The sequence below is a fragment of the Microbacterium sp. NRRL B-14842 genome, from assembly GCF_050470785.1.
This window is the reverse complement of the sequence record NZ_JBFLUM010000001.1, coordinates 661,278-687,367: the sequence shown is the minus strand read 5'-3', so window position 1 is coordinate 687,367 and position 26,090 is coordinate 661,278. Positions and strand designations below refer to the sequence as shown.

Below are 26,090 nucleotides of genomic sequence, written 5' to 3'. Positions count from 1 at the left end.
GCCGCACCTCCGACGACCGCGAGGCGCCTAGAGGCGCTCCGCGAAGTCCTTGAGCCAGGGGCGGAGCTCGGAGCCCAGGTCGTCACGGTCGGCCGCGAGCTGCACGATCGCCTTGATGTAGTCCACGCGGTCACCGGTGTCGTAGCGGCGGCCTCCGAAGACGACGCCGACCACGCCGGGTCCGCCGTCCGCCGTAGCCAGCTCCTGGAGCGCGTCGGTGAGCTGGATCTCGCCGCCCTTTCCGGGTTCGGTGCGCTCGAGGATCTCGAAGACCGACGCCGGGAGCACGTAGCGACCGATGATCGCGAGGTTGGAGGGGGCGTCCTCCTTGGCGGGCTTCTCGACGAGGCCCGTGACACGAACGGCGTCCGAGCCCTCGATCGCCTCGACGGCGGCCGCACCGTACATGTGGATGTTGTCCGGGTCGACCTCCATGAGGGCGATGACGGCGGCACCCGTGCGCTCGTGCTCCGCGATCATCTCCGTGAGCAGCGGGTCGCGCTCGTCGATGAGGTCGTCACCGAGCAGCACCGCGAACGAGCTGTCGCCGACGTGCGTCCGAGCGCGGAGCACGGCGTGGCCGAGACCCTTGGGCTCGCCCTGGCGGACGAAGTGGATGTCGGCGAGGTCGCTCGACTTCATCACGCGCTCCAGGCGACCGGTGTCGCCCTTCTCCATGAGCTTCACCTCGAGCTCCGGCACGGAGTCGAAGTGGTTGGAGATGGCGTTCTTGTTGCGCCCGATGATCACGAGGATGTCCTCGATCCCGGCGTTCGCCGCCTCCTCGACGACGTACTGGATCGCCGGCTTGTCGACGACGGGGAGCATCTCCTTCGGCATCGCCTTCGTCGCGGGCAGGAATCGTGTCCCCAGCCCGGCAGCGGGAATGACAGCCTTGATCTTCTCGTGAGCCATTCCCACAGCCTACCGGTGGGGGCCGCCCTAGACTCGGACCATGGCTAACGACGTCGAGCACGCCAAGCGAGCCCTCCGCGCGGAGCTGCGCGAGCGGCGTCAGCTGCTGTCCGATCCGCAGCGCGAGGCCGCCGCCGAGGCGATCGGCGAACGCCTCGACGCCCTCGTCGACGAGCTCGGGGCCCGCTCCGTCTCCTGCTTCCTCTCCACCACCACGGAGCCGGGCACCAGGGAGTTCGTGACTCGCGCGGTCCGCCGCGGGATCCGGGTCCTCCTCCCGGTCACCCGCTCCGACGGACTGTTGGACTGGGCCGTCGCCGACGACACCGAGGAGATCGCGGAGGGCCTGTACGGGCTGCCGGAGCCCACCGGCGAGGTGCTCGGTCCGATCGCGGTGAACGACGTCGACCTGATGATCGTCCCCGCCGCCGCCGTCGACCGCTCGGGGATGCGGATGGGCTGGGGCCGCGGCTACTTCGATAAAACCATCGGCTCCATGGAGAAATGCCCTCCGGTGTACGCGGTGATCTATGATTCCGAGGTACTCGACGAACTGCCGCGCGAGGTGCACGACCAGCCGGTCGACGGCATCGTGACCCCGTCGCAGACGCTGCATCTGTCGCCCCGGCGACGCTGACCCGCAAGGACCGCCATGCCCACCTACGCCTATGCCTGCACCGCGTGCGGGCACCAGTTCGACGCCGTCCAGAGCTTCTCCGACGACGCGCTCACGGTCTGCCCCGAATGCGGCGGCGCCCTGCGCAAGCAGTACGGCTCGATAGGCGTGACCTTCAACGGCTCCGGCTTCTATCGCACGGACTCGCGCGCCAAATCCGGGGGTTCGAAGGATGCTTCGGCATCATCGAAGTCGGATTCGACGACGAGCGCCAAACCGGCTGCTGCGTCGACTCCCGCCTCGAACTGAGGCCCAGTCGACTTGGGGGTTTCCATGCTCAAAGGATTCAAGGACTTCCTGCTCCGCGGGAACGTCATCGACCTGGCCGTCGCGGTCGTCATCGGCACCGCCTTCACGGCCGTCGTGACGGCCGTGGTGAACAGCGTCATCAACCCGCTCATCGCGCTCTTCCTCAAGGCCGATGCCGCCGGCAAGTTCGGCATCCCTGTCACCAACATCTACGGCGAAGAGGTCGTCTTCCCGATCGGCGACCTCATCTCGGCGCTCATCAGCTTCCTCGCCGTCGCCGCGGTGGTCTACTTCGTCTTCGTCCTGCCGATGAACACGTTCAAGGCCCACGTCGAGGCGCGCAAGGGCACGCCGGCCGAGGAGCCGGAGGAGGAGCCGGCCGCCGCGACCGAGGCGGAGCTGCTCGTCGAGATCCGCGATCTGCTCAAGACCCAGCAGGGCCCGCGCGGCGTCTGACCGCACCGCCCTCACGACCCACGGCTCTCCTCGGAGGGCCGTGGGTCTCTCTCATTCCGGCCCGGACGCGTCAGTAGTGCGGGGGCACGTCGCGGAGGAGCTGGTCGTCGTTGGGACCCTTCCGGTCGCCGGGCGCCGACCGCTGCGGCGCGCCGCCCTCCGGGACCTCCGGTGCCGGATCGCTGCCATCGACCGGCGTCAGCCGCGCCCGTCGGGAGCCCGGCACCCGGACGACCCGCTGCCGCGGCTCGTCCCGGCCCTCAGTCATTCCGGTGATCGCCGAGATCGAGAGGCTGCGTGTCGTTCTCCGCGCGCGGGGCCGTCTCGGAGATGCCGAGGACGGTCGCGATCCGGGACGCCACGGTGCGCGGGTCGCTGTAGAGGTCGAACGCGTGCACGCGGACATAGTGCCAGCCGAGGCGACGGAGCACATGAGGGCGCAGCCGCAGCGTCTCGCGCAGGGATTCTCCCCGGGACTCCGGATCGGACTCGATCACGACCGCCTTGCCGTTGTGCTGCGCCACGAGCGGCAGGAGTCCCCGATAGTCGACGTCGACGGAAGCCCCGAGACGCCGGAGCTCCCTGGCCAGTGCGAGGGTGAGCGGGTCGGCCAGGTCCTCCAGTCGCGCGTCGCGGGCACGGGCCGCGAGACCGCCGAGGATCGACATGAGCGTGGCCGCGCCGTGCTCGAGGCGCCCGTCGTCGAAGGCCGAGGGGCGGATGGACGAGACGATGACCATCGAGCGCCGTGCGCGGGTCATCCCGACGGTCAGCAGTCGCTCGCCGTCGGGCGTCGACAGGTCGCCGAAGTCGCTGAGGACACGGCCGTGCTTCGTGAGCCCGAAGCCGAGGGAGAAGATGACGCGGTCGCGGCTCTCCGCGACGGACTCCTCGAGCGTCAGCACCGCGAACGGCTCCGCGGTGTCGCGGGCGACGAAGTCGGCGACGTCGGAGCGTCCCGCGAAGGCGGCGGTCACGGCGGCGCGCACGCGCTCGGCATGGCGGGTGCTGGCGGTGACGACCATGAGCGATTCGGTCGGGCGATGCACCGCATGCTCGACGACGAGGGTGACGACGCGGGCGACCTCGGCGTCCGGGCTCTCGACGGCGCCCGAGACGGGGTCGGGCGCGCCGGTACCGCCTTCGACGTAGTCGACGGTGAGGCTGCCGCGCCCCAGGTACGAACCGGCCCACGGGAGGGAGACGATCTCGCCGCCGTAGAACGCGTCGTTGATGAGCTCCGCGAGATCCTCGCCGCCGGCCCGGTAGCTGCGGGTCAGGGTCATCACCGGGAACAGCTCGGACAGGCGCTCGAAGACCGAGACGTCATCGAACGGAACCTCCTCCTCCCACTCCTCGGCGGGGTCGACCGCGATGCGGAAGGGAGAGGGACGCTGCGTGACCGGATCGCCGAACGCCACGACCTGACGGGCGCGGCGGATGGCCGGCGCCGCCTCGGCGAGGTTGATGGCCGCGGCGTCGACGAGGAGCACGGTGTCGAACTCCACCGCATCCGGGATCTCCGGCACCAGGTAGGGCGACGAGATCCAGACCGGAGCCAGCACGTCGACGAGGGTCGGCGCGGCGCTGACGACCTCCGCGGCCGTCGTCGCGGACTGGGTCAGGGCGCGGCGGAGGTTCTGCGACTGCTCGGGCTCGTCGACGATGGCGATGCGCCACTGGTTCGCGAGCTGCCACGCGAGCAGCGGCCCGGCCATGGCCGCATGGGCCTCGTCCACCAGCCGGAAATCGCGCTCGAGGCGGTCGACCACGGCGGTGTTCGCGCCCAGCAGCGCCCGGTTGTCCTGCAGTGCGCGCTCCAGGAGGGACTGCCACCAGGCGTACTCGAGCTCCTCCCCCACCCGCGCCTCGGAGACGTGCCGCACCGAGAGCTCGGTCAGCAGCGGCTCCAGGCCGAGGAGGGCGAGCTCGTCGCGCAGCTGGGCCCGCTCGACGAGGTTCTCGAAGACGTCCGACTTCGCGGCGAGGCCGGCGAGCATGCGCACGAGCCGTGCGACCGGCAGGGACGAGAGGGGCTCGCGGCGGCCGAGGGCGGCATCGAGCTCCGCCAACTCCGCTTCGACCCGCTGCCATGCGGCGGACACATCGGCCAGACCGAGCGGGATCTCCGGAGCGACGCCCGCCTCCACGTACCGCTGCCACTGGGTGCGCTGGGTCTGGATGCGCAGCAGCGCCTCGTGCATCTCCGTCACGTGCACGCCCGGGCGGACGTATTCCTTGGCCAGGCGACGAAGCCGACGACGATTGGCCCCCGACATCCCTGGCGCGTCCCGTCGCGAACCGTGGGCCTGGATGAGCTCCCCGAGCGGCCGCTCGAACACGGTGGGACTGAAGCGGTCGAGCGTGTCGCGGATGCCCTCCAGCAGCCCGAGGTACTCGCCGAGTTCGTCGATCGTCGAGAAGGGCCGCATGTGCGTCTGCGCGATGAGCTCGTACCCGCGCTCGAGCAGGGCGGGCACGCTGTCGGCGTGCAGGCGTCCGGCGAGCTCGTGCGCGGCGCGGGCCGCCTCGGTGCTGCCGAAGGTGACGCCGTACCAGGGCGAGTCGTTCGGCCCGACGCGGAACTCTCCGAGGCGCGCGGCCTGCGCCAGCGCCGCGGCCGCGTCCGTGCGGTCCCTTGCCAGCCTGCGCAGCGCATCCACGCTCAACCGCGCTGTCGTCGACGGGGGGACGGGAAGCGAGGCGAGCCGGGTGAGGTGTCGGGTTGCATCCAGCACGGAGGCGTCGAGACCGGGGACGGGGACGGTCAGCGCGTCGCGGTAGTCGCGCAGCACCGTGCGCAGCCGCACCAGCGCGTCGTCGACCTCGCTGACCTTCGGAGCCGTCGCCTTCTCGTTGCGTCCGATCGCGCGGACGAGATCGCGGCGCAGGCTCCCCGGCGACACCGCGAGGCTGTCCAGCCCGATACCGGCGAGGCGATGACGAACACCGTCGAGCGTGGACCGCCGGGCCGAGACGACGAGGACCTTCTTCCCGGCGCGGACCAGCTCCCCGAGCGCGTTGATGACGGTCTGCGTCCCTCCGGTGCCCGGAAGGGTCGCCACGGTGAGGGAGTGCCCGGCGGCGATGCGGGCCAGCACGGCCTCCTGCTCCGCATCCGCATCGAGCAGCAGGTTGTCCGAGGCGGGCGCACGGTCGTCGGGCCCGACGTGGTGCGGGACGGCGCGGGGTGCCGTGACCTGCTCACGATCGCCGACGTGGCCGCCGAGCGCGTTGAGGACGGGATGATCGAGGCTGCCGCCGTCCTGGGCCATGGCGCCGGCGACGTCGGCGAAGGTGGAGACGACGAGTCGCGGTTCGACGGAGAACGTCTCGATGGATCGGGTCAGCGCGCGCAGGCTGTCGATCACGGGCTGGGGCTTGAAGATGCCGCCGTCGTACGCGAGTGCGGCGAGCGCTGACGCATCGAGGGTCAGCCCGAAGTGCTCGCGGGCGACCCGCACGAGCTCCGGGTTCACCTCGAACGCCCCCTGCAGCTTGAGCTCGAAATCGGTGTGATGGCGGCGGATCGCGAGCGGCCGCAGCAGGACGGGGGCGGCGAAGGTCGCCCCGCCGATGCGCCACCGTGCGACGCCGACGGCGAGGTGGACCGCTTCGATGCCGCGGACGGTGCGCAGCTCGGTGTTCTTGGCCGTGATGCGCTCGGCGGCGAGCCGCGCGGTGCGCAGACCCACCTCATCGCGGAAGAGGTTGGACAGGAGCGTCGACTTGCCGGTGATGAACTGCGGGAGGCTGCCGGGGTGCGCCTTGGAGATGTCGATGCCCGACTCCGGGCCGTCGCGGAAGCTGCTCAACGGCGAAGGTCCACCCAGATCAGCCGCCTCCGCCCGCAGCCGCGTGCGCTCCGCCTCCGCGGCGTGCGCGATGCCGACGCCGGTGGACGAGTCGCGCAGGTCGCCGAGGGACACAGCGTTGTCCACCGCCGTGTTGTTCGCAGACCTGCTTTCCCGTCGCCACACACTGACACCCTAGGCGCGACACCGCCGGAGATCGGTATCCCCGGCGGGTTTCCGGTGAAAAACCGCCGGTGCGGCACTCGCTCGGACTACTCCTGCCCGCATGGTCGTGCGCTCTCGTTGTCCACGGAACGCGCGACGGACCCGGCGACCGGTTCTCCGCTGTCGACCCGGACGGTCAGGATGGGGACATGACCTTCCGCTACGACTTCGCTCCGACGCCCTTCGGCGACGCCCTCGCGGTCTTCTCCGACGACGGCATCGTGCGCTTCGATCTGTCCGAGTCCGCGGATCCGCAGGTGCCCTGGCTGCTGGAGGGCGTGTCTCGGCAGCTCGGCGCCGTCCCGGAGCCCGTGCCCGGAGCTGCCGACGAGCTCGTCCCGCTCCTGGAGGCGTACTTCGACGGAGAGCCCGTGCGCTTCGACGAGCATGTCGCTCTCGACTGGCGCCTCGTGGACGGCTTCCACCGGGCGGCGCTGCGCACCGTCTGCGAGATCCCGTGGGGACAGACACTGAGCTACGGGGAGGTCGCGGTCCTCGCCGGCCACCCCGGAGCGGCCAGGGCCGTCGGCACCGCCTGTCGGCTCACACCGTTCTCCCTCATCGTGCCCGTGCACCGGGTGGTGCGGTCCGACGGCTCCGCAGGGCACTACGGCGGTCACCCGGAACGGAAGAGGTTCCTGCTGGACCTCGAGTCCCGGTGAGCCCCCCGCTCCTCGGGTGCGGGCCCGGCGAGTAGGCCGCCGGGCCCGCACCCGAGGGGGTGACGCGTCAGTGATCGACGGCCTTCTCCGCCCCGAAGCCGGTGAGAGAGCGCACCTCCATCTCGGCCGCCAGCTCGGGCGACTCCCGCCGGGTGCTGGTGATCGTCCCGAGCCAGCCGAGCGCGAACCCGAGCGGGATCGAGACGATGCCCGGGTTGTTCAGCGGCCAGATGGCGATGTCGATGCCGGGGATCATCGAGGTGGGCGTGCCGGAGAACACGGGCGACAGGATGATGAGGATGATCGCCGAGCCGAGCCCGCCGTACATGCTCCACACCGCACCGCGCGTCGTGAACCGGCGCCAGAACAGCGAGTAGAGGATCGTCGGCAGGTTGGCGGACGCCGCCACGGCGAACGCGAGGGCCACGAGGAAGGCGATGTTCTGCCCCTGCGCCCCGATGCCACCGACGATCGCGAGGATGCCGATGACGATCACCGTCCGACGGGCGACCCGCACCTCGCCGTTGGGATCGGGCTCGACGGGCTTCCCCTCCGCGTCCTTGCGTCCCTTCTGGATGACGTTCGCGTAGATGTCGTGGGCGAACGACGCCGCCGCGGTGATCGTGAGTCCCGCGACGACGGCGAGGATCGTGGCGAACGCCACCGCGGAGATGAACCCGAGGAGCACCGGACCGCCGAGCTTGAGCGCCAGCAGCGGAGCCGCGGAGTTCACGCCCCCGGGTGCCGCCGCGATCACGTCGGCGCCGACGAGCGCGCCGGCGCCGTAGCCGAGCACGAGCGTCAGCAGGTAGAAGCCGCCGATCAGCCAGATCGCCCACACCACCGAACGCCGCGCCTCCTTGGCCGTCGGCACGGTGTAGAAGCGCATCAGCACGTGCGGCAGGCCCGCGGTGCCGAGCACCAGGGCCATCCCCAGCGAGAGGAAGTCCCACGGGTTCGCGCCGTACTGCAGGCCGGGCGCCAGCACCGCCTCTCCCTTGTCGGAGTTCGCCACGGCGGCCTCCAGCAGGGTGTTCAGGCTGAAGCCGTTGATCGCGAGGACCCAGATGGTCATCGCGAGGGCGCCGCCGATCAGCAGCACCGCCTTGACGATCTGCACCCAGGTGGTGCCCTTCATACCGCCGATCAGCACGTAGACGATCATGAGGATGCCGACGACGGCGATGACGACCGACTGCCCGACCCTCCCGTCGATCCCCAGGAGCAGCGACACGAGACCGCCTGCCCCGGCCATCTGCGCGAGGAGGTAGAAGAAGCACACCGCGAGCGTGGTGATCGCCGCCGCCATCCGCACCGGCCGCTGCTGCAACCGGAACGAGAGCACATCCGCCATCGTGAACTTGCCCGTGTTGCGCATGAGTTCGGCCACCAGCAGCAGAGCGACCAGCCAGGCGACGAGGAAGCCGATGGAGTACAGGAATCCGTCGTAGCCGTTGATCGCGATGGCACCGCAGATGCCCAGGAAGGATGCGGCGGACAGATAGTCGCCCGCGATCGCGAATCCGTTCTGAGGTCCGGTGAAGGACCTCCCCGCCGCGTAATAATCGGCGGCGGTCTTGTTGTTCCTGCTGGCGCGGATGACGATGAACAATGTCACCGCGACGAAGGCCAGGAAGATCGAGATGTTGAACACCGGGTTGATGTCGAGCGCGACATCCTCGGTGGCCGTGCGGATGATGCTCATGCGTCGGCCTGCGCCTTCTCGAGTTCTTCACGGATCTCCGACGCCAACGGATCGAGCTTCCTGTTGGCGAACGCGACATATGCCATCGTGATGGCGAACGTCGTCACGAACTGCCCGAGCCCGAAAAGCAGCCCGACGGTGATATCCCCCCATACGCGCTGCGCCATGAAATCGCGGGCGAATGCGGCCAGCAGCACGTAGACGAAATACCACACCAGGAAGAACGCGGCGAGGGGGAAGATGAATGACCGCTGCGTCCGTTTCAACCGCAGGAATCGAGGGGATTGCTCGACGGCGACGTAATCGATCGCACCGTTCTGAGGGGTCGGAACCTGTTCGCTCATGGGGCCTCCTTGCCACATGTCCGCTGCACGCGCGGCCGTCGCCGCCCGAGTGGTAGGGTCGACGCTACGAAACGGGGAACACCGCCGTCACCCCCGAAAGTAGGTATTCGTGAGCTCTCCGATCACCGTCGAACCCGAGGCGGAGCTCGTCGCCAACGCGGTGCGCGAGCTGGCGCGGCGCACGCGCTTCCCGGTGGCGTTCGGTGGGCTGATCGAAGAGGGCGTCGTGAGCGTCACGAGCATCGTCGGAGCCCGCACACGCGCTCTCGACGGTCTCCGCGTACGCCCCGAGCGCGGTCTCGGCGGGCGGGCCATGATGGAGCTGCGTCCGCGGATGACGAGCGACTACGGCTCCTCCCGCCAGATCACCCACGACTACGACGTCTTCGTCCTCGGCGAAGGCCTGCGGACCCTGCTCGCCCTGCCGATCGTCGTCCAGGGCCGCCCTCGCGGCGTGCTCTATGCCGGCGCGTGGGCGGAGGAGAGGATCGGCGGCGTGACCACGGCCCCGGCCATGCAGGTCGCCCAGTCCGTCGCTGACGAGCTGCGCATCCGCGACGAGGTGCAGCGGCGCCTCCGCGCCGCATCGCCGACACCCGCAGCGGTCGCGCCGGCACAGCGCGAGGAGCTGCGGGAGAGCTTCGCCGAGCTCCGCAGCATCGCCGCGACCGTCGACGACGCCGGCATCCGCGCGCGGCTGGCGCAGGTCGAGCGCCGACTGCTGACCCTCGCCGGAGACGACCTGCCGACGACCACGACCGGCCCGCTCCCCGTCGTCCACCTCTCCCCGCGCGAGACGGATGTCCTGGCCTGCGCCGCCCTGGGATCGACGAATGCGGAGATCGCCGCGCACCTCGGTCTGCGGGAAGGGACGGTCAAGGCCTATCTCGGCACCGCGATGTCGAAATTGGATGCGTCGACGCGGCATGCCGCCGTGACCAAAGCGCGTCGCGCCGGCCTTCTCCCCTGAATCGACATTCTCGGCGGCTGCGTCATTGTTCGCCATGACGAAACGGCCTTTGTTGTGCGCATTCCCGCACCCGCGATAAAGTCGGCCCCATGGCGAGACGAATTGTGCACCAGCTGGTCGACGACATCGACGGCACCGTCCTGGAGGTCGGGGAAGGCGAGACCGTGCATTTCTCGCTGAACGGCACCTCCTACGAGATCGATCTGAATTCCGCGCACGCCGAGGAATTGCGACAGGCACTCGAGCCCTACATCACGGCCGGGCGTCGGGCCGGATCGGGAGCGGCGTCAAGCGGAGGACGGTCCTCGTCCTCGTCCTCGTCGCGGAAGCGGCCCTCACGCAACCCGGAGGTCGCCGCGATCCGCGCCTGGGCGAAGGAGAACGGCTACACGCTCTCGGAGCGGGGTCGCGTACCGGCTCCCATCCTCGAGGCCTACCGCGCCGCGCATTGACCCGGTCCCGCCCCACCTCACGGTCGGGCGGGATCTTCTTTCGCACCATCGAGCGCCCACGCCTCATCGCGGAGGGTGATCTCCTCCGTCATGTCCAGGAGGAAGCGGATCACGACCTCTCGCTCCGCAGCCGACAGACGCGCCGCCGCGTAGAAGCGCTTGGCCTGCTGCCGCCCGACCGTCTCCATCGCGGCGTGCCTGGTCTCGGGGGTGATGGTGATCGCGAGGGCTCGTCGGTCGGTGGGATGCGGCGAGCGCCGGATGTGCCCACCCTTCTCCAGCCGGTCGAGCAACTTCGTCGTCGCGGCGGTGGAGACCCCGAGATGGTGGGCGATGCCGCTGGGCGTCGCCACGACCGTTCGGTTGTCGCACACGATCAGGTAGTGCAGCGCGCGCATGTCGGTCTCGTTCAGCTGCATGTAGCGCCGGGACGCCTGCGAGAGACGCTGCTCGGCCTCGCGCAGCCCGCCGAGCGCCTCCATGAGGCGTCCGATCTGACGCAGATCCTCCGGGGCGACGCCCGAGCGATCGACGAGCGTACTGCGCGGGTCGCTGGCGTCGACGTCATAGATGGACCCCTGAGCGAGTTCGTCCCGCTCCGCCGCCGCCGTCGCGTGGGCGACCGGGGTGGTGCAGGGCTCGGAGGGCATGCGATCATGTTACACACGAACAGCTTCATGCTAAGTTGATATTTCGCCAGGTTAGCTAAACGACGAGAGGACGCCATGGACAACGTCACACTCCTCGCCGAAGACGGGACTGCCGTCGGCATCCTGCCCAAGAGCGAAGTCCACACGACCGACACTCCTCTCCACCTCGCCTTCTCCTGCTATGTGCAGGATCGAGAGGGACGCCTCCTCGTCACGCGTCGCGCGCTCGGCAAGCGCACGTGGCCCGGGGTCTGGACCAACAGCTTCTGCGGGCACCCGCAGCCCGGCGAGGACATGGCCGACGCGGTGCGACGGCGCGGCTCCGACGAACTGGGTATCCAGGTGACCGAGATCCGCCTCGCTCTCCCCGACTACCGTTACCGCGCCGTGGACGCGAGTGGCATCGTGGAGAACGAGATCTGTCCGGTGCACGTCGCGGTGGTCGACGAGCAGCCCTCGGCGAACCCGGACGAGGTGGCGGAGTGGGAGTGGGTCGATGTCGATGACCTGCTCGCCGCGGTCATCCGCACCCCGTTCGCCTTCAGCCCCTGGCTCGCCGAGCAGCTCCCTCTCCTCCGTCGACACGGGGAGGTCTGAGCCATGGCGGTCATGGTGACAGAAGAAGACCTCGGCACCAGGATCGAGGCGGTGCTGCGACGACGGTTCGCCGAGCGCACTGCCGCCGCCGAGCACTACGGGGCAGAGTTCGCCGCCCTGTGGCACACGGCCGCCGAGCACGCCCTCGGCGGGAAGCTCCTGCGCCCGCGCATGCTCATGGACCTGCTGTCCGCACTCGCCACGACCCCCCTCACGGAGAAGGACACGGCGCGGGCGATCGACGTGGCCGCTCATGTCGAGCTGCTGCATTTCGCGTTCCTCCTGCACGACGACGTCATCGACGGCGACCTCACCCGCCGCCGCCGTCCCAATCTCATCGGCTCCCTGGTCTCCCGTCGCCCCGACGAGGCCGGCGATACGGCGCTGCACTGGGGCCGCTCGAGCGCCATCCTCCTCGGAGACCTCCTGCTCTCCACCGCCGTGCTCGGCTTCGCCCGTGCCGACGTCCCCGCGCCGCGACGGGAGCGGCTCCTCGCTCTCCTCGAGACGACCGTGTTCGAGACCGTCGCCGGGGAGCACTCCGACGTCGCCCTCAGCGACGGCATCATCGCGGCCGACCTCCGCACCATCCTCGCCACCAGCGCGTCGAAGACCGCCGCCTACTCGTTCGTCCTCCCGTTCCGCGCGGCGGCTATCCTGTCCGGCGCTCCGACCGCCGCCGAGGAGCAGCTGACCGAGATCGGCGGCCACCTCGGTCTCGCCTACCAGCTGCAGGACGATCTGCTGTCGGTGTTCGGGGACCCGGACGCTCACGGCAAGGACCCGTATTCCGATCTCCGCGAGGGCAAGGAGACCGCGATCATCGCGTACGCCCGGATGACCAGCCACTGGCCCGGCATCGAATTGCGGTTCGGCGAGAACGACCTCAGCATCGACGACGCGGCGGAGATGCGCGACCGCCTCCGCGAGTGCGGCGCGGAGGGATTCGTCCGAGGACTCGTGGAGGAGCAGCTCGCGGCCGTGTCGACGGTCCTGGCGGAAGCCGAGGAGGCGGGCACGCTCTCGGCCGACGCCGGACGCATCATCCTCGCTCTGGCCGACCGGATCGAGGGCCGCAGCCGATGACCGCGACCCCTTCCGAGCCCCGCGACGACGCGGCGCTGCGACGCTTCAGCCGGACTGCCGAGATCGCGACATCCGACGTCATCCGCACCTACTCGACGTCGTTCGGACTGGCGACGCGTCTTCTCGGGCGACGCCATCGCCAGCACGTGCGCAACATCTACGCCATGGTGCGCATCGCGGACGAGATCGTCGACGGCGTCGCCGCCGAGGCCGGACTCGATGCGGGTGCACAGGCCGCGGCCCTGGACTCCTACATCACGGAGACCCATCGCTCCATGCGGACCGGCTACAGCAGCGATCTCATCCTGCATGCGTTCGCGCGAACGGCGCGCGAGTGTGGGATCGGCGAAGACCTCACCCAGCCGTTCTTCGACTCGATGAGGGCCGACATCGCCGGCCCGTCCGGCTTCACGGCCTATGACGCCGACGCACACGCCGCGTACGTCTACGGCTCGGCGGAGGTCGTCGGCCTGATGTGCCTGCGGGTCTTCCTGCGCGACGCCACGCGGACGCCGGCGGAGCTCGACATCCTCGACCGCGGAGCGCGTCGGCTGGGCGCCGCGTTCCAGAACGTGAACTTCCTCCGTGACCTCGCCGACGACACCGACCGCCTGCAGCGCGGCTACCTCGGCGGCACGGAACCTCTCGCCGACGCCGACCGCGACGCCTGGGTCGACACCGTCCACCGTCAGCTCGCCGACGCGAGAGCCGCGATCCCGCTGCTCCCGAAGGACGCCCGTGCCGCTGTCCGGAGCGCCCTCGCCCTCTTCGCCGCTCTGACGCACCGCGTCGCACGCACGCCGGCTGCGGAGCTGTACCGCCGCCGGGTGCGCGTGCCGGACCCGATCAAGGCGCTGCTCGCTGCGCGCGCCGTCCTCGTCACGGCCCTGGAGCGGGACCGATGAGCCGCGTCGTCGTCATCGGCGCGGGCGTGGCCGGTCTGGCCACGGCCGGGCTGCTCGCGCGCGACGGACATGACGTCGTGGTGCTGGAGAAGAACGACCGCGTCGGCGGACGGGCGGGCACCATCGAGCGCGATGGTTTCCGATTCGACTCCGGCCCGTCGTGGTACCTCATGCCCGAGGTCTTCGACCACTACTTCGCGATGATGGGGACCACCACCGAGGAGCAGCTCGACCTGACGCTGCTGGATCCGGGGTACCGCGTCTTCCGCTCGCCCGAGTCCGGCGACGACCCCGTGACGGTGCCCGCCGGGCGGGAAGCCGTGTCCGCGCTGTTCGAGTCGATGGAACCGGGCTCCGCCGCGGCACTCGAGACCTATCTCGCCTCCGCCCACGATGCCGGCTCCATGGCGAGGCGGTACTTCCTCTACAACCCGTTCACCCGCACCAGGACGCTCGCCGCTCCCGAGGTGGTGCGCGCGCTGCCGCGACTGTTCTCGCTGCTCGGCACCCGCCTCCAGGCTTTCGCCGCCCGGCGCTTCCGGCACCCGGTGCTGCGGCAGATCCTCGGCTACCCCGCCGTCTTCCTGGGCACCGACCCGCGGACGGCGCCGGCGATGTACCACCTGATGAGCGCGCTCGACCTCGACCAGGGCGTGCTGTATCCGCAGGGCGGCTTCTGGCGTGTCGTCGAGCGGTTGGCGACGCTGGCCCAGGATGCCGGCGCGCGGATCGTCACGGGTGCCGAGGTCACCGGGATCCGCACGCAGGACGCGGATAGTGCGACCCACGTGACCGGTGTCGGCTGGACGGATCGAGACGGCCATCAGCACGTCGAGGACGCGGACATCGTCGTCTCCGGCGCCGATCTGCACCACACCGAGACGGCGCTCCTGCCGCCCACCCTGCAGTCCTACCCCGAGTCTTGGTGGGCGCGGCGCACGAGCGGGCCCGGCGGCGTGCTCGTGATGCTCGGCGTCCGCGGGACCCTGCCCGAGCTCCCCCATCACTCGCTGTTCTTCACCGACGACTGGGATGCGAACTTCGACGCGATCTTCGGTCGCACCCCCGGCGTCCCCACGCCGGCGTCCACCTACGTCTGTCGGCCCAGCGCGACGGACGCGGGGGTCGCGCCGGACGGGCACGAGAACCTCTTCGTCCTGATCCCGGTCCCGGCCGACGTCGAGCTCGGCCACGGCGGGAGCGACGGCGCCGGATCGCCGAAGGTCGAGAAGGCCGCGGACGCCGCGATCGACATGATCGCAGCGTGGTCGGGGATCCCCGACCTGCGCGAGCGGATCGTGGTCAGGGAGACGGTGGGTCCGGCCGACTTCCGCGACGACTACCACTCGTGGCGGGGCGGGATGCTCGGCCCCGCGCACATCCTCTCGCAGAGCGCCATGTTCCGCGCGCAGAACGCCTCCCGGCGCGTGCGGGGGCTGTACTACGCCGGAGCGACCACCGCGCCCGGCGTCGGCGTGCCGATGTGCCTCATCAGCGCCGAGATCGTGCTCAAGCGCATCCGAGGCGACCACTCGCCCGGCCCGTTGCCGGAGCCGGCCACCCGAACCCCCACACCCGAGAAGGCATGATGGGCGCGATCTACCTGACCGCCCTGCTCGTCTCCCTCGGCTGCATGCTGCTGCTCGACTGGCGGTTCCGTCTCTTCTTCTGGCGGGATGCCGTGTCGGCGGCCATCGTCACGATCGTCGGACTCGCCTTCTTCCTCGTCTGGGACGTGGCCGGCATCGCGGCGGGGATCTTCTTCCGCGGCGAGGCGGCGATCGCCACGGGTATCGTCCTGGCTCCGGAGCTGCCCCTGGAGGAGCCGATCTTCCTGATCTTCCTCGTCGTCTGCACGATGGTGCTCTACGGCGGCGCCGTCCGGCTTCTGGATCGCCGTCGGGTCAGCGCCGGGGAGGGAGCGGCGCGATGACCTACCTGCAGCTGTCCGCCGTGTTCCTCGCCGTCGCCGCTCTGGCCGCGGTCGCCCTCTGCGTCGGAGCGCGGCGCACCCCGCACCTCGGCGCCCTCACGCTCACCGCGCTCGCTCTCCTCGTGCTGACCGCCGTGTTCGACACCGTCATGATCGCCACCGGGCTGTTCCACTACGCGCCGACGCAGCTCGCCGGCGTGCACATCGGTCTCGCGCCGCTCGAGGACTTCGCGTATCCGCTGGCCGGGGTGCTGCTGCTCCCCGCGCTGTGGACCGCCCTGCGCGCGCGCCGATCCCGGACGCGCACCGCCGCAGACCGGGAGGAGCACGCATGACGGAGAAGACCTCCCGCGGCGGCATCGGCCACGACATCGCCCAGATCCTCCTCTCGTCCCGGCCGATCAGCTGGATCAACACGGCCTTCCCCTTCGCCGCCGCCTACCTGCTGAGCACCAGGGAGATCGACGCGACGTTCGTGATCGGCACCCTGTACTTCCTGGTGCCGTACAACCTCGCGATGTACGGCATCAACGACGTCTTCGACTACGCCTCCGACCTGGCGAACCCCCGCAAGGGCGGGATCGAGGGCGCGCTGCTGTCCCCGCGCATCCACCGCGCGACGCTGTGGGCGGCGGCCGCCACGAACGTACCGTTCCTGGTCTACCTCTTCGCCGTCGGCACCCCGGCGTCGTGGCTGTGGCTCGCCGTGAGTGTCTTCGCCGTCCTCGCCTACTCGGCTCCGGTGCTGCGCTTCAAGGAGCGCCCGTTCCTGGACTCCGTGACCTCCAGCATGCACTTCGTCAGCCCCGCCCTCGTCGGCCTCTCCCTCGCCGGAGCGCCCGTCACCACGACCAGCGTCCTCGTGCTCGTCGCGTTCTTCCTCTGGGGCATGGCCGCTCACGCGTTCGGTGCCGTGCAGGACATCGGGCCCGATCGCGAGGGTGGCATCTCCTCCATCGCGACCGTGATCGGCGCGAGGGCGACCGTCCGGCTCTCCCTCGTGCTGTGGGCCGTCGCCGGCGGTGCGATGCTGCTGACCCCGTGGCCGGGACCGCTCGCCGCCGTGCTGGCGCTGCCCTACATCGTCAACGCCGCGCCGTGGTGGAACGTCACCGACGAGACGTCGGCCGGGACCAACCGCGCCTGGCGCCGGTTCATCGCACTCAACTACATCGCCGGCTTCCTCGCCACGATGATCCTCATCCTCGCCTGGGTCTCCTGACCCTTCGCGCCCCGCCCCCTCTCCCGAAAGGACCCCGATGTCCCGCCCCGCCCCCGCACCGACGCCGCCGACCCGCGAGCGCACCCGACGCCACTCCTGGCTGCGCGTGTTCCTCCCGGTCGCCCTCATCCTGGTGTGGCTGGCGGGTGCCTCCTTCGGCGGTCCGCTGTTCGGCAAGGTCGACGAGGTGTCGTCCAACGATCAGACGACGTACCTGCCGGAGTCCGCGGACGCCACGACGGTGCAGCAGCTCCTCGGTGAGTTCACCGACAGCGACGCGATCCCGGCGATCGCGGTCTTCACCTCCGAGGAGGAGCTGACGCCGTCCGAACTCGAGGCGATCTCCGCCGCCGTGGCGGACGCCCCGGACGTGGAGGGGGTCACTGACGACGTCTCCCCCGCGCTCCCCTCCGAGGACGGCCGGGCCGTGCAGGCCTTCATCCCGATCGACGGCGACGCCGAGCTCAGCGATGCCACCGCCGCTCTCGGCGACGAGCTGCGCGCGGCGGTACCGGACGACGTCACGGTCTACATCACGGGGCCGGCAGGCTTCACAGCCGACCTCGCCGCCGGGTTCGCCGGCATCGACGGACTCCTGCTCGGTGTCGCGCTGCTCGCCGTGCTCGTGATCCTCGTCCTCGTCTACCGTTCGTTCCTGCTGCCGCTCGTCGTGCTCTCCACGAGCCTGTTCGCGCTGTGCGTCGCGCTCCTCGTCGTGTGGTGGCTGGCGAAATGGGAGATCCTGCTGCTCAGCGGGCAGACCCAGGGGATCCTCTTCATCCTCGTGATCGGCGCCGCCACCGACTACGCGCTCCTGTTCGTCGCGCGGTTCCGGGAGGAGCTGCGGGTCGCGCAGGACAAGGGCGTCGCCCTCCTCGCCGCGTGGAAGGGATCGGTCGAACCGATCGTCGCCTCCGGGGGCACCGTGATCGCGGGACTCCTGTGCCTGCTGCTCAGCGACCTGAAGTCGAACAGCACGCTCGGCCCGGTCGCGGCGATCGGCATCGTGTTCGCGATGCTCTCGGCCCTCACGCTCCTGCCCGCGCTGCTGCTGTTGTTCGGACGCGCGGTCTTCTGGCCCCGGCGTCCCCGGTTCGAGCCCGAGGTCGTGGCCGAGGAGCACGGCATGCGCACCACCGGCCTCTGGGCGCGACTGTCGGGCCTCATCAAGAAGCGCCCCCGCGTCATCTGGATCGCGACCACCCTCGTCCTCCTCGCCGGCGCGGCCGGCGTCACACAGCTCGACGCACAGGGCGTCCCGCAGTCCGACCTCGTGCTCGGAGCGTCGGAGGCGCGCGACGGTCAGGTCGCACTCGGTGAGCATTTCCCCGGCGGCTCAGGGAGCCCCGTCTCCGTGATCGTGGACGAGGACCGCCTGCAGGATGCCGCCGACGTGCTCCTCGCGAACGACGGGATCGACGGGGTGACCGTCACCGCGGCCGATTCCCCGAGCGGGTCCGCCCCGGTGACGACGGACGGGATCACGGCCGTCGGCCCTCCCGGGACCCCCGCTCCGGAGCCCACGACGGTCGACGGCCAGGTGCTCCTGCAGGGGACGCTGACGGATGCGGCCGATTCCGCCGCGGCCGCCTCCACCGTGCGCGAGCTGCGCGGAGAGCTCGACGACATCGGAGCCGTGGTGGGCGGGGTGACGGCCACCTCGATCGACACGAACGACGCGTCCATCCACGACCGCAACCTCATCATCCCGGTGATCCTCGTCGTCATCATGATCATCCTGATGCTGCTCCTGCGCTCGATCCTGGCGCCGGTGCTGCTGATCCTCACGACGGTGCTGTCCTTCGGTACGGCGATGGGCGTCTCGGCGCTGGTGTTCAACGGCATCTTCGACTTCCCCGGTGCCGACCCCGCGGTCCCGCTCTACGGCTTCGTGTTCCTCGTCGCCCTGGGCATCGACTACAACATCTTCCTCATGACGAGGGTGCGGGAGGAATCGAAGCAGCACGGGACGAGGGAGGGCATCCTCCGCGGGCTCTCCATCACCGGCGGCGTCATCACCTCCGCCGGGCTGGTGCTGGCGGCGACGTTCGCGGCACTGTCGGTGATCCCGATCCTCTTCCTCGTGCAGCTCGCGTTCATCGTCGCGTTCGGCGTGCTGCTGGACACGTTCGTGGTGCGTTCGCTCCTCGTGCCGGCACTCGCCTACGACATCGGCAAGAGCATCTGGTGGCCGTCGAAGCTGTGGCGGCGCGGGCAGCCCTGACGCATGCGGAAGCGGGAGTGCCCTCGACAGGATTCGAACCTGCGACCTGCCCTTTAGGAGAGGGCTGCTCTATCCTGCTGAGCTACGAGGGCGCACAGCCAGTCTACGGGACCACGGTTGTGCGCCCTCGCGCTGGCTCTCACGCGGCGAGGGCGAGGTAGGGCTCCCAGCGGGGATCGCTGCGCTCCACCCCGCGCACCGTCCACGCCGTCCCGTGCGGCGGGCGCGGCGTGAACCGCAACTGCCACCGCATCTCCTGCGGCGTGCGGTTGCTCTTGAGGTTGTTGCAGCGCAGGCAGCAGGCGACGAGGTTCTCCCAGGAGTCCGCGCCGCCGCGCGAGCGGGGCAGGACGTGGTCGATCGTCGCCGCGGCCTTGCCGCAGTATCCGCAGCGATGCCCGTCGCGCCGCAACACGCCGCGACGGGTGACCGGCACGCGACGGCTGAGGGGGACGCGCACGTAGCGGGAGAGGATGATCACCGCCGGGCGATCGTAGACGCCGTGGGTTCCCCAGACGGGGTCGTCCTCGACTCTCTCGATGACCGTCGCCTTGTCGTTCATGACCAGGACGAGGGCTCTCTTGAAGGACACGATCGCCAAGGGCTCGTATCCGGCGTTCAGGACCAGTGTGCGCATTCGTCATCCTCTCGATCCGCCGGGACGGCTTCCCGGCACTCTCGACTCACACGACGTCGTGCAGGAGGAGGAGTGTTCGCAGGGACGAGAAAAGGCGCCGTCTACAGACGGCGCCTTTCGCGCGCGGCAGCACCGCGGCATCCCTGCGGGCAATGCCGAAGGACGTGACGACCGAGAGCGTCCATGGTTCGGATGCTCGGTGTTCGCTCCATCAGCCTCTCCCGCCTGTATGACGACGGGTTCAGGCTAACCCATCCCGCGAGGACCGGGGCGGAACGGGAGATGAATGCTCGAGAACGTGTCCCGGTCAGCCGGCGTTGACGGAAAGCCAGGACATCGGCTCGACGAGGCCGCCGTTGATCCAGACCTCGAAATGGAGGTGGTTCGCGGTCGACCGTCCCGTGCTGCCCACATAGCCGATCAGCTGTCCGGCGGCGACGGTCTGCCCGGCCTGCACCTGGCGCGACCCGTAGAGCATGTGTCCGTACGTGGTCTGGACCTGCTGACCGCCCACGACGCTGTCCAACATGACGGCGACGCCGTAGCCGCCGATGCTCTCGGCGGAGGCGCGCACGACGCCGGCCGCGGCGGCGTAGATCGGCGTGCCGGCGGGTGCGAGCATGTCGGCGCCGTTGTGGCCGCCGCCGACGGTGCGGCTGACGTTCCAGGAGCCGAGCGGCAGCGGGTAGCGGACCTGGCCGGAGCCGGGAGCGACGAGTGCGTAGCCGGCCGTGTTGAAGGTGCCGGACGAGGGTGCGGACGCGGACGCGGACGCGGAGGCAGCGGCAGCGGCGGCCCGCGCCGCGGCGGCGGCGGCCTCTTCGGCCTTCTTCTTCTCGATCTCCTCCGGCGTGGTCGCGCTGAAGGCACCGCGCACGAGCGGAGCGGCCGTGGCCTCCGACGCGACGACGAGCGACTGCGCGTCGACCGCGGCGAGCTGCTGCACGGTCTGCGCCGTGGCGTCCGTCGGCTTGGACGCCGCGTAGGCGGGCAGCGCGACAGCGGCGACGAGAGCGCCGACAGCACCGAAGATCGCCACCGACCGGAGAGGGGCTGCGATCTTCCGAGCACTGACCCGTGCACCGGTGCGCCGGGCGGGTACTCGATCTTCAGATGTCTTCGCGGTCGGTTCGATGTCTGCGGCCAAAACGTGGTCCTCCTGAGCCCTCGCACCTCGGGTGGTGCTGGCCCGTCGACGTTCTGCCCCAGGGCAGAGATGCACTACTCGGGTTCGAGTGCGTCCCTGTCGGGAAGACGACGAGCCGGAAGGCGGATCTTCGCGGTTCGCCCCCAGCGGGCTTCTTCGCTGAGGACCTGACCGAGGTTACCGGAAGATAACGATCATGTCACCCTGGGAAACTGACAATCCTCGGTGAGGCCTTCTCAGGCCGGTTCGCCGACGAGGAAGATGTGCGAGGCCAGCTCCACGGGGAGCTCGAGACCCTCCTCCTTGCCGTCCATCTGGATGAGCACATAGCCCTCGTTGAAGCGGAAGTCGCCGCGGGCCCCGGGCACGACGCCCGCGTCACGCAGCTGCTCCAGGAGCTCCGGGTCGACCTGGGCCGGCTCGGCGAGACGGCGGACCGTCCCCTCGACCGGCTCGCCTGCGGCGTTCAGCCGCTGCACGAGACCGATCACACCCTCGTCGAAGGTGCGGGCGGGAAGGTCGCCGAGCTGGTCGAGACCGGGGATCGGGTTGCCGTACGGCGACTCGGTGGGGTGCCCGAGCAGCTCGACGAGACGACGCTCCACCTGCTCGCTCATGACGTGCTCCCAGCGACAGGCCTCCTCGTGCACGAAGGCCCAGTCCAGCCCGATCACGTCGGACAGCAGGCGCTCGGCGAGGCGGTGCTTGCGCATCACGTCGACGGCCTTGCGACGGCCGGCGTCGGTGAGCTCGAGCGTGCGGTCCTCGGACACCACGACGAGGCCGTCGCGCTCCATGCGACCGACGGTCTGCGAGACCGTCGGTCCGGAGTGCCCGAGGCGCTCCGAGATGCGCGCCCGCAGCGGCACGATGTTCTCCTCCTCGAGTTCGAGGATGGTGCGGAGATACATCTCCGTGGTGTCGATCAGATCCGTCATGTGGGCCCTCCGGAAGTTCTTAGGCAAGCCTACATTCCTCCGGCGACATCGGACGGGGTCGCGGACGGGAGGAACGGCGGGATCCCCCTAGAATCTAGCCATGGCGATCGAGATTCCCCGTGACCTCCTGCCCACAGACGGCCGCTTCGGCTGCGGCCCCTCGAAGGTGCGCGGCGCGCAGCTCGAGGCGCTCGTCACGACGGGGGCCTCCGTCCTCGGGACCTCGCACCGCCAGGCACCGGTGAAGAACCTCGTCGGCAGCGTCCGCGAGCAGCTCGCCGCTCTCTTCCGTCTCCCCGAGGGATACGAGATCATCCTGGGCAACGGCGGCTCGACGGCGTTCTGGGACGCCGCGGCCTTCGGCCTGATCGAGCGACGCAGCCAGAACCTCGTGTTCGGCGAGTTCGGCGGCAAGTTCGCCAAGGCGGCAGGAGCCCCCTGGCTCGAGGCGCCGGATGTCCGCTCCGCCGAGCCCGGATCGCGGAGCGCGGCCGAACCGGTCGACGGCGTCGACGTCTACGCGTGGCCGCACAATGAGACCTCGACCGGCGTGGCCGCGCCGATCGAGCGCGTCCGCGCAGACGGTGCCCTGACGGTGATCGACGCGACGAGCGCCGCGGGGGGCATCGACGTCGACATGACGCAGGCCGACGTCTACTACTTCGCCCCGCAGAAGAACCTCGGCTCGGACGGCGGACTCTGGTTCGCCGCCGTGTCTCCGGCCGCGATCGACCGCATCGAGCGGATCGCCGCCTCGGGACGCTACATCCCGGAGTTCCTGAGCCTGAAGCACGCGGTGGACAACTCGCGGCTCAACCAGACGCTGAACACCCCTGCGCTCACGACGCTGCTCCTCCTGGACGACCAGCTGCGGTGGATCCTCGGCAACGGCGGTCTCGCCTGGGCCGCTGCTCGCACGGCGGAGTCGTCGTCGGCGCTCTACGACTGGGCGGAGGCGTCCGCCGTCGCGACCCCCTTCGTCACCGACCCGGCGCACCGCTCACCCGTGGTCGCGACGATCGACTTCGACGACAGCGTCGACGCCGCGGCGATCGCCAAGGCGCTCCGCGCCAACGGCATCGTCGACACCGAGCCGTACCGCAAGCTCGGCCGCAACCAGCTGCGGGTGGCGACGTTCGTCTCGATCGAGCCGGAGGACGTGCGTCAGCTCATCCGGGCCATCGACTTCGTGCAGGAGAACCTGGGCGGCTGAGCGTCCGCCTCACTCCTCTTCGTCGCCGGCGTCCGCATCGCGGGCGTCGGCGTCGTCGTCTTCGGAGTCCTCTGCTTCGTCGTCCTCGTCGTCCTCGTCGGACGCGTCGAGCTCGTCGTCCTGATCGGACGGGTCGAGCTCGTCGATGTCCACGCCGTCGAGGTCTCCGGCATGGAGGATGTCGGAGCCGTCCTCGTCGAGTTCGTCATCGTCGATGCCGTCGTCGTCGAGGTCGCCGTCGGCGTCCTCTTCTTCCCCGTCGGCGTGCTCACCACCGGCCGCGGCGGCCTCGGCCAGCTCCGCCTGGTGTGCGCGGTACTCGGCGAGGCGTTCCGCCCACGGCACCCACTCCGGGGCCAGCAGAGCACCGTCGCCGGGGAGCAGCTCGACCTCGAGGACGGTGGGCTCCTCGTCCTCGACACGGGCGACCGTCACCGTCCAGTACCAGCCGGGGTAGCCGGGGAGCCGGTTCTCGAATCGCAGGGAGACGGATCCGTCCTCCTCCGGCGTGAAGCCGGCAGCCGGTCCGACCGTGGCGGCAGGGGTGATCTCGTGCAAGGCGGCGAGCGCGAGGTCGTGCGCCTCGACGAGCCGCGCGTCGGCGTCAGGCTTCGAGGTCATCGGCGACCTTGCGCAGGACGGCCGCGATCTTGCGGCCGTGGCTCGAGGAGGGGTAGCGGCCGCGGCGCAGGTCGCCGCCGATGCCGTCGAGGAGCTTCACGAGATCCTCGATGATGATCGCCATGTCGTCGGCGGGCTTGCGCTTCGCCTTCGCGAGACTGGGCGGCGCTTCGAGCACCCGGACCGACAGCGCCTGGAGACCGCGCTTGCCGTCGGCCACGCCGAACTCCACGCGCGCACCCGCCTTCACCGCGGTGCCGGCCGGCATCGCGGAGGCGTGCAGGAAGACGTCCTGGCCGTCATCGCTGGCGATGAAGCCGAAACCCTTGTCTTCGTCGTAGAACCTGACCTTGCCGGTGGGCATGGGAGAACCTCGCTGGATCGAATGCGGACGGAGCGCGCTCGTGCGCGTGTCCCCCAGCCTACCGGTCACGGGCGGAACGGAACCGCTCCCGCGCGTGCGAGTAGGCTGGGGCGGATGAGTACGCAGAGTCCCGGACCGGAGGTCCCCATCCGTCGGATCGACCGCATCCTGGCGTTCACCGCGCTCGGTATCGCGGCCGCGTCGGTGATCTGCTTCTTCGTCATCATCATCGGCACCGCGCTCGGCATGGACAGGGCCGCGTTCGGTGAGGGCCTGTGGCCGGTGATCGCCGCGATCCCCTACTGGGGGCTGCCGCTCGCCTTCGTCATGATCATCGCGCTGCTGGTGATGAGCTTCGTGCGGAAGGGTCGCGCCGAGTCGCGTCGCTGAGGCCGCATCGATGAGCACGCACGCACGCCCGTTGGCCGACGACCTGGCCGCGGCGAGCGATGACGAGCTGACGGCGCTGCTGACCGCGCGCGGTGTGCGTCCCGATGTCGCCTGGCAGGATCTCTTCGACGCGGCCGAGGCCCTGCTGGACGCCGCGTCGATCGGCCGTGCGCTGCCCGCTCTGACCGCCGCGGAGGCCGCCGCGCTCGTCGACGCCGTGGCGGGAGACGGAGCCGGCGCCGGCCGCGAGCGTCTGACCGCGCTCGCCCTGCTCCGCGCCGACGGCACACCGCACCCGCCCGTCGCCGAGGCGGTGGCCGGGAGGTCTCGGCCTGCTCCCCTCGACGAGACCCCCGCACCGGCAGCGGAGGAGTCCGTCTCCGCGCACGCCGCGGAGCGCGCCTTCACCACCGTCGGCGTGCTCGCCGACATCCTGCTCCTCGCCAGGGAGCAGCCGTTCACCCTCCTCATGGGCGGTGCGGTGAGCGCGGGCCAGAAGCGTCAGCTCACCGAGACGGGCCTCGATGTCGAGAGCGTCGATCCGCTCGTGGCGCTCGCCGTGCGCGCCGGTCTCGCCGCTCCCGTCGAGCGCCTGCTGCGCACCACCCCGGCCGCTGAGGACTGGCTCCGTTCCCCCGCGCCCGCACGCTGGAACCTCCTGGCCACCGCCTTCCGTGACACGCTCCCCCGCGGGATCCGCACGGCGACGGGAGGGTGGCTGCCGCCGAGTCAATGGCCCCTCGCCCATCCCTGGGATCCGGCCTGGCCGGAGGAGGCGGCTCGGCAGTTCGAGGCCGCTCGTCTTCTCGGCCTCATCGCGGAGGACGGCTCCGAGCCCCCGTGGTCCGCGGCGCTGCGGCGCGGCGAGGCGGCCGATCCCTCCGCCCTTTCGGCGCTCCTACCCGCGGAGGTGGACCGGATCTTCCTCCAGAACGACCTCACCGCGATCGCGCCGGGCCCCCTGCAGCCTGCACTGGACGTGCGGCTGCGGACCATGGCCCGTCGGGAGTCCGCCTCCCAGGCCTCGTCGTACCGCTTCACCGCGGAGTCGGTCGCACATGCGTTCGCCGCAGGGGAGGACGAGGCCTCGATCCTGGGGTTCCTCGGCGAGATCTCACTCACGGGCATTCCGCAGCCCCTCGGCTACCTCGTCGCGCAGACCGGCCAGCGCCACGGACTCGTGCGGGTCTCCGTGGACGAGGAGACGGGGCGCACGCGGGTGGAGAGCACGGACGCGCACCTCCTCGAAGCCATGGCGGTCGACCAGTCGCTCCGGCCGCTCGGGCTCACCGCGCACGTCGGCTCGCTGACGACCAAGGTCGGGCAGGACACGGTCTACTGGGCGCTGACCGACGCCAGGTACCCCGCGACCCTCGTCGATCGCGACGGGACCGTCGCTGTACGCACGCGACACCCGGCTGCCGTACCCGACCCCGCCCCCGCCCCCGACTACGCACCGCTGATCGCGCGGCTGCGCGAACGCCAGGGACCCGACGCGGACGCCGCGTGGCTGGACAGGGAGCTGGAGGCGGCGGTGCGCGCGAAGGCCGTGCTGCGGGTGACGGTCGGCATGCCGGACGGATCCACCAGGGACCTTCTCCTCGAAGCCACCGGGATCGGCGGCGGACGGCTGCGGGGAAGGGACAGGGCGGCCGATGTCGAGCGCACCCTGCCCGTGTCGAGCATACGCGCCGCGACCGTCGTCCCGACCTAGG

At 70.5% G+C, this 26,090-nt stretch carries 28 protein-coding genes and 1 tRNA gene; 17 read left to right on the top strand and 12 right to left on the bottom strand.

The features are described from left to right. Positions 1 to 27 precede the first annotated feature (27 nt). A complete protein-coding gene (gene galU / locus AB1285_RS03490; protein WP_187662043.1) occupies positions 28 to 915 on the bottom strand; it encodes a UTP--glucose-1-phosphate uridylyltransferase GalU in 888 nt (295 codons plus the stop codon). A 40-nt stretch (positions 916 to 955) separates the two neighbouring features. Here galU and AB1285_RS03485 point away from each other — a divergent pair, with 40 nt between their 5' ends. From AB1285_RS03485 to mscL, 3 genes are read left to right on the top strand one after another with little or no spacing between them, the layout of a single operon-like run. Continuing rightward, complete coding sequence (locus AB1285_RS03485) at positions 956 to 1,552, top strand: 5-formyltetrahydrofolate cyclo-ligase (RefSeq protein WP_187662044.1); 597 nt, start codon at positions 956 to 958, stop codon at positions 1,550 to 1,552. Between the two features lie 15 nt (positions 1,553 to 1,567). Beyond that, the gene (locus tag AB1285_RS03480; protein WP_025105556.1) at positions 1,568 to 1,840 is read left to right on the top strand and encodes an FmdB family zinc ribbon protein; all 273 of its coding nucleotides are present in this window, start codon (positions 1,568 to 1,570) and stop codon (positions 1,838 to 1,840) included. Positions 1,841 to 1,864: 24 nt separating this feature from the next. Continuing rightward, positions 1,865 to 2,296, top strand: a complete 432-nt coding sequence (mscL, locus tag AB1285_RS03475; protein ID WP_370428419.1) for a large conductance mechanosensitive channel protein MscL — start codon at positions 1,865 to 1,867, stop codon at positions 2,294 to 2,296. A gap of 70 nt (positions 2,297 to 2,366) precedes the next feature. On the opposite strand, the gene AB1285_RS03470 is transcribed toward mscL, so the two are convergent. Next, positions 2,367 to 2,564 carry a hypothetical protein gene (locus AB1285_RS03470; RefSeq protein ID WP_187662047.1) on the bottom strand — a complete coding sequence of 66 codons (198 nt, stop codon included), beginning with the start codon at positions 2,562 to 2,564 and terminating at the stop codon, positions 2,367 to 2,369. Further along, entirely contained in the window at positions 2,557 to 6,237 is a 3,681-nt protein-coding gene (locus tag AB1285_RS03465) for an AAA family ATPase (RefSeq protein WP_370428418.1), read from the bottom strand. The genes AB1285_RS03470 and AB1285_RS03465 overlap by 8 nt, the downstream gene beginning before the upstream one ends. 227 nt (positions 6,238 to 6,464) lie before the next feature. On the opposite strand from AB1285_RS03465, the gene AB1285_RS03460 reads away from it, so the two are divergent. Then, on the top strand, positions 6,465 to 6,977 hold the full coding sequence (locus tag AB1285_RS03460) for a methylated-DNA--[protein]-cysteine S-methyltransferase (protein WP_187662048.1): 513 nt from the start codon (positions 6,465 to 6,467) through the stop codon (positions 6,975 to 6,977). A gap of 67 nt (positions 6,978 to 7,044) precedes the next feature. Here AB1285_RS03460 and AB1285_RS03455 read toward each other — a convergent pair whose 3' ends face one another. Continuing rightward, entirely contained in the window at positions 7,045 to 8,682 is a 1,638-nt protein-coding gene (locus AB1285_RS03455; protein ID WP_187662049.1) for a solute symporter family protein, read from the bottom strand. Then, positions 8,679 to 9,026 carry a DUF485 domain-containing protein gene (locus AB1285_RS03450; protein ID WP_060921784.1) on the bottom strand — a complete coding sequence of 116 codons (348 nt, stop codon included), beginning with the start codon at positions 9,024 to 9,026 and terminating at the stop codon, positions 8,679 to 8,681. The genes AB1285_RS03455 and AB1285_RS03450 overlap by 4 nt, the downstream gene beginning before the upstream one ends. Positions 9,027 to 9,135: 109 nt before the next feature. Between AB1285_RS03450 and AB1285_RS03445 the strand changes: the two genes are divergently transcribed. Together AB1285_RS03445 and AB1285_RS03440 are read left to right on the top strand one after the other, a co-directional pair. Further along, the gene (locus tag AB1285_RS03445) at positions 9,136 to 9,996 is read left to right on the top strand and encodes a LuxR C-terminal-related transcriptional regulator (RefSeq protein WP_187662050.1); all 861 of its coding nucleotides are present in this window, start codon (positions 9,136 to 9,138) and stop codon (positions 9,994 to 9,996) included. An 89-nt stretch (positions 9,997 to 10,085) separates the two neighbouring features. After that, positions 10,086 to 10,448, top strand: coding sequence for a histone-like nucleoid-structuring protein Lsr2 (locus AB1285_RS03440; RefSeq protein ID WP_187662051.1), 363 nt, complete (start codon positions 10,086 to 10,088; stop codon positions 10,446 to 10,448). A gap of 17 nt (positions 10,449 to 10,465) precedes the next feature. On the opposite strand, the gene AB1285_RS03435 is transcribed toward AB1285_RS03440, so the two are convergent. Next, complete coding sequence (locus AB1285_RS03435; protein ID WP_370428417.1) at positions 10,466 to 11,098, bottom strand: MarR family winged helix-turn-helix transcriptional regulator; 633 nt, start codon at positions 11,096 to 11,098, stop codon at positions 10,466 to 10,468. Between the two features lie 75 nt (positions 11,099 to 11,173). Between AB1285_RS03435 and idi the strand changes: the two genes are divergently transcribed. The 8 genes from idi to AB1285_RS03395 are packed head-to-tail and all read left to right on the top strand — an operon-like array spanning position 11,174 to position 19,065. Beyond that, the gene (gene idi, locus AB1285_RS03430; RefSeq protein WP_187662053.1) at positions 11,174 to 11,695 is read left to right on the top strand and encodes an isopentenyl-diphosphate Delta-isomerase; all 522 of its coding nucleotides are present in this window, start codon (positions 11,174 to 11,176) and stop codon (positions 11,693 to 11,695) included. A 12-nt stretch (positions 11,696 to 11,707) separates the two neighbouring features. Beyond that, entirely contained in the window at positions 11,708 to 12,781 is a 1,074-nt protein-coding gene (locus AB1285_RS03425; protein ID WP_370428416.1) for a polyprenyl synthetase family protein, read from the top strand. Continuing rightward, a complete protein-coding gene (locus AB1285_RS03420; protein ID WP_370428415.1) occupies positions 12,778 to 13,686 on the top strand; it encodes a phytoene/squalene synthase family protein in 909 nt (302 codons plus the stop codon). The genes AB1285_RS03425 and AB1285_RS03420 overlap by 4 nt, the downstream gene beginning before the upstream one ends. Beyond that, on the top strand, positions 13,683 to 15,275 hold the full coding sequence (crtI, locus tag AB1285_RS03415; RefSeq protein ID WP_370428414.1) for a phytoene desaturase family protein: 1,593 nt from the start codon (positions 13,683 to 13,685) through the stop codon (positions 15,273 to 15,275). The genes AB1285_RS03420 and crtI overlap by 4 nt, the downstream gene beginning before the upstream one ends. Further along, complete coding sequence (locus AB1285_RS03410) at positions 15,275 to 15,619, top strand: lycopene cyclase domain-containing protein (RefSeq protein ID WP_259951522.1); 345 nt, start codon at positions 15,275 to 15,277, stop codon at positions 15,617 to 15,619. The genes crtI and AB1285_RS03410 overlap by 1 nt, the downstream gene beginning before the upstream one ends. Continuing rightward, positions 15,616 to 15,954: a lycopene cyclase domain-containing protein gene (locus AB1285_RS03405; protein WP_187662057.1), complete on the top strand. Its 339-nt coding sequence runs from the start codon at positions 15,616 to 15,618 to the stop codon at positions 15,952 to 15,954. Before AB1285_RS03410 ends, AB1285_RS03405 begins: the two co-directional genes overlap by 4 nt. Beyond that, entirely contained in the window at positions 15,951 to 16,841 is an 891-nt protein-coding gene (locus AB1285_RS03400) for a prenyltransferase (RefSeq protein WP_268776763.1), read from the top strand. The genes AB1285_RS03405 and AB1285_RS03400 overlap by 4 nt, the downstream gene beginning before the upstream one ends. Before the next feature lie 37 nt (positions 16,842 to 16,878). Further along, positions 16,879 to 19,065: an MMPL family transporter gene (locus tag AB1285_RS03395; RefSeq protein ID WP_280565675.1), complete on the top strand. Its 2,187-nt coding sequence runs from the start codon at positions 16,879 to 16,881 to the stop codon at positions 19,063 to 19,065. Between the two features lie 18 nt (positions 19,066 to 19,083). On the opposite strand, the gene AB1285_RS03390 is transcribed toward AB1285_RS03395, so the two are convergent. The 4 genes from AB1285_RS03390 to AB1285_RS03375 all read right to left on the bottom strand — a co-directional run bounded on the left by AB1285_RS03390 (position 19,084) and on the right by AB1285_RS03375 (position 21,787). Next, positions 19,084 to 19,157 (bottom strand) — tRNA-Arg (locus AB1285_RS03390). 47 nt (positions 19,158 to 19,204) lie between these two features. Then, positions 19,205 to 19,702 (bottom strand): HNH endonuclease, encoded by a 498-nt coding sequence (locus AB1285_RS03385; protein WP_060921795.1) that lies wholly within the window; start codon positions 19,700 to 19,702, stop codon positions 19,205 to 19,207. A 307-nt stretch (positions 19,703 to 20,009) separates the two neighbouring features. Next, positions 20,010 to 20,741 carry a M23 family metallopeptidase gene (locus AB1285_RS03380; protein WP_370428413.1) on the bottom strand — a complete coding sequence of 244 codons (732 nt, stop codon included), beginning with the start codon at positions 20,739 to 20,741 and terminating at the stop codon, positions 20,010 to 20,012. 344 nt (positions 20,742 to 21,085) lie between these two features. Further along, complete coding sequence (locus AB1285_RS03375; protein WP_025105536.1) at positions 21,086 to 21,787, bottom strand: metal-dependent transcriptional regulator; 702 nt, start codon at positions 21,785 to 21,787, stop codon at positions 21,086 to 21,088. A gap of 100 nt (positions 21,788 to 21,887) precedes the next feature. Between AB1285_RS03375 and serC the strand changes: the two genes are divergently transcribed. Next, positions 21,888 to 23,000: a phosphoserine transaminase gene (gene serC, locus AB1285_RS03370; RefSeq protein ID WP_370428412.1), complete on the top strand. Its 1,113-nt coding sequence runs from the start codon at positions 21,888 to 21,890 to the stop codon at positions 22,998 to 23,000. Between the two features lie 9 nt (positions 23,001 to 23,009). Here serC and AB1285_RS03365 read toward each other — a convergent pair whose 3' ends face one another. Together AB1285_RS03365 and AB1285_RS03360 are read right to left on the bottom strand one after the other, a co-directional pair. Beyond that, positions 23,010 to 23,621, bottom strand: a complete 612-nt coding sequence (locus AB1285_RS03365) for a DUF3027 domain-containing protein (protein WP_280565672.1) — start codon at positions 23,619 to 23,621, stop codon at positions 23,010 to 23,012. After that, complete coding sequence (locus AB1285_RS03360; protein ID WP_025105533.1) at positions 23,605 to 23,985, bottom strand: cold-shock protein; 381 nt, start codon at positions 23,983 to 23,985, stop codon at positions 23,605 to 23,607. Before AB1285_RS03360 ends, AB1285_RS03365 begins: the two co-directional genes overlap by 17 nt. Before the next feature lie 114 nt (positions 23,986 to 24,099). Between AB1285_RS03360 and AB1285_RS03355 the strand changes: the two genes are divergently transcribed. Further along, positions 24,100 to 24,375, top strand: a complete 276-nt coding sequence (locus AB1285_RS03355; RefSeq protein ID WP_187662063.1) for a multidrug ABC transporter ATPase — start codon at positions 24,100 to 24,102, stop codon at positions 24,373 to 24,375. A 10-nt stretch (positions 24,376 to 24,385) separates the two neighbouring features. Next, a complete protein-coding gene (locus AB1285_RS03350) occupies positions 24,386 to 26,089 on the top strand; it encodes a helicase-associated domain-containing protein (RefSeq protein WP_370428411.1) in 1,704 nt (567 codons plus the stop codon). The last annotated feature ends 1 nt before the right edge of the window (position 26,090 follow it).

Coding starts and splice junctions, on each gene's coding strand:
- galU (WP_187662043.1), bottom strand. CDS start 915: ATGGCTCACGAGAAGATCAAGGCTGTCATTCCCGCTGCCGGGCTGGGG.
- AB1285_RS03485 (WP_187662044.1), top strand. CDS start 956: ATGGCTAACGACGTCGAGCACGCCAAGCGAGCCCTCCGCGCGGAGCTG.
- AB1285_RS03480 (WP_025105556.1), top strand. CDS start 1,568: ATGCCCACCTACGCCTATGCCTGCACCGCGTGCGGGCACCAGTTCGAC.
- mscL (WP_370428419.1), top strand. CDS start 1,865: ATGCTCAAAGGATTCAAGGACTTCCTGCTCCGCGGGAACGTCATCGAC.
- AB1285_RS03470 (WP_187662047.1), bottom strand. CDS start 2,564: ATGACTGAGGGCCGGGACGAGCCGCGGCAGCGGGTCGTCCGGGTGCCG.
- AB1285_RS03460 (WP_187662048.1), top strand. CDS start 6,465: ATGACCTTCCGCTACGACTTCGCTCCGACGCCCTTCGGCGACGCCCTC.
- AB1285_RS03455 (WP_187662049.1), bottom strand. CDS start 8,682: ATGAGCATCATCCGCACGGCCACCGAGGATGTCGCGCTCGACATCAAC.
- AB1285_RS03450 (WP_060921784.1), bottom strand. CDS start 9,026: ATGAGCGAACAGGTTCCGACCCCTCAGAACGGTGCGATCGATTACGTC.
- AB1285_RS03440 (WP_187662051.1), top strand. CDS start 10,086: ATGGCGAGACGAATTGTGCACCAGCTGGTCGACGACATCGACGGCACC.
- AB1285_RS03435 (WP_370428417.1), bottom strand. CDS start 11,098: ATGCCCTCCGAGCCCTGCACCACCCCGGTCGCCCACGCGACGGCGGCG.
- idi (WP_187662053.1), top strand. CDS start 11,174: ATGGACAACGTCACACTCCTCGCCGAAGACGGGACTGCCGTCGGCATC.
- AB1285_RS03425 (WP_370428416.1), top strand. CDS start 11,708: ATGGTGACAGAAGAAGACCTCGGCACCAGGATCGAGGCGGTGCTGCGA.
- AB1285_RS03420 (WP_370428415.1), top strand. CDS start 12,778: ATGACCGCGACCCCTTCCGAGCCCCGCGACGACGCGGCGCTGCGACGC.
- crtI (WP_370428414.1), top strand. CDS start 13,683: ATGAGCCGCGTCGTCGTCATCGGCGCGGGCGTGGCCGGTCTGGCCACG.
- AB1285_RS03410 (WP_259951522.1), top strand. CDS start 15,275: ATGGGCGCGATCTACCTGACCGCCCTGCTCGTCTCCCTCGGCTGCATG.
- AB1285_RS03405 (WP_187662057.1), top strand. CDS start 15,616: ATGACCTACCTGCAGCTGTCCGCCGTGTTCCTCGCCGTCGCCGCTCTG.
- AB1285_RS03400 (WP_268776763.1), top strand. CDS start 15,951: ATGACGGAGAAGACCTCCCGCGGCGGCATCGGCCACGACATCGCCCAG.
- AB1285_RS03395 (WP_280565675.1), top strand. CDS start 16,879: ATGTCCCGCCCCGCCCCCGCACCGACGCCGCCGACCCGCGAGCGCACC.
- AB1285_RS03385 (WP_060921795.1), bottom strand. CDS start 19,702: ATGCGCACACTGGTCCTGAACGCCGGATACGAGCCCTTGGCGATCGTG.
- AB1285_RS03375 (WP_025105536.1), bottom strand. CDS start 21,787: ATGACGGATCTGATCGACACCACGGAGATGTATCTCCGCACCATCCTC.
- serC (WP_370428412.1), top strand. CDS start 21,888: ATGGCGATCGAGATTCCCCGTGACCTCCTGCCCACAGACGGCCGCTTC.
- AB1285_RS03365 (WP_280565672.1), bottom strand. CDS start 23,621: ATGACCTCGAAGCCTGACGCCGACGCGCGGCTCGTCGAGGCGCACGAC.
- AB1285_RS03360 (WP_025105533.1), bottom strand. CDS start 23,985: ATGCCCACCGGCAAGGTCAGGTTCTACGACGAAGACAAGGGTTTCGGC.
- AB1285_RS03355 (WP_187662063.1), top strand. CDS start 24,100: ATGAGTACGCAGAGTCCCGGACCGGAGGTCCCCATCCGTCGGATCGAC.
- AB1285_RS03350 (WP_370428411.1), top strand. CDS start 24,386: ATGAGCACGCACGCACGCCCGTTGGCCGACGACCTGGCCGCGGCGAGC.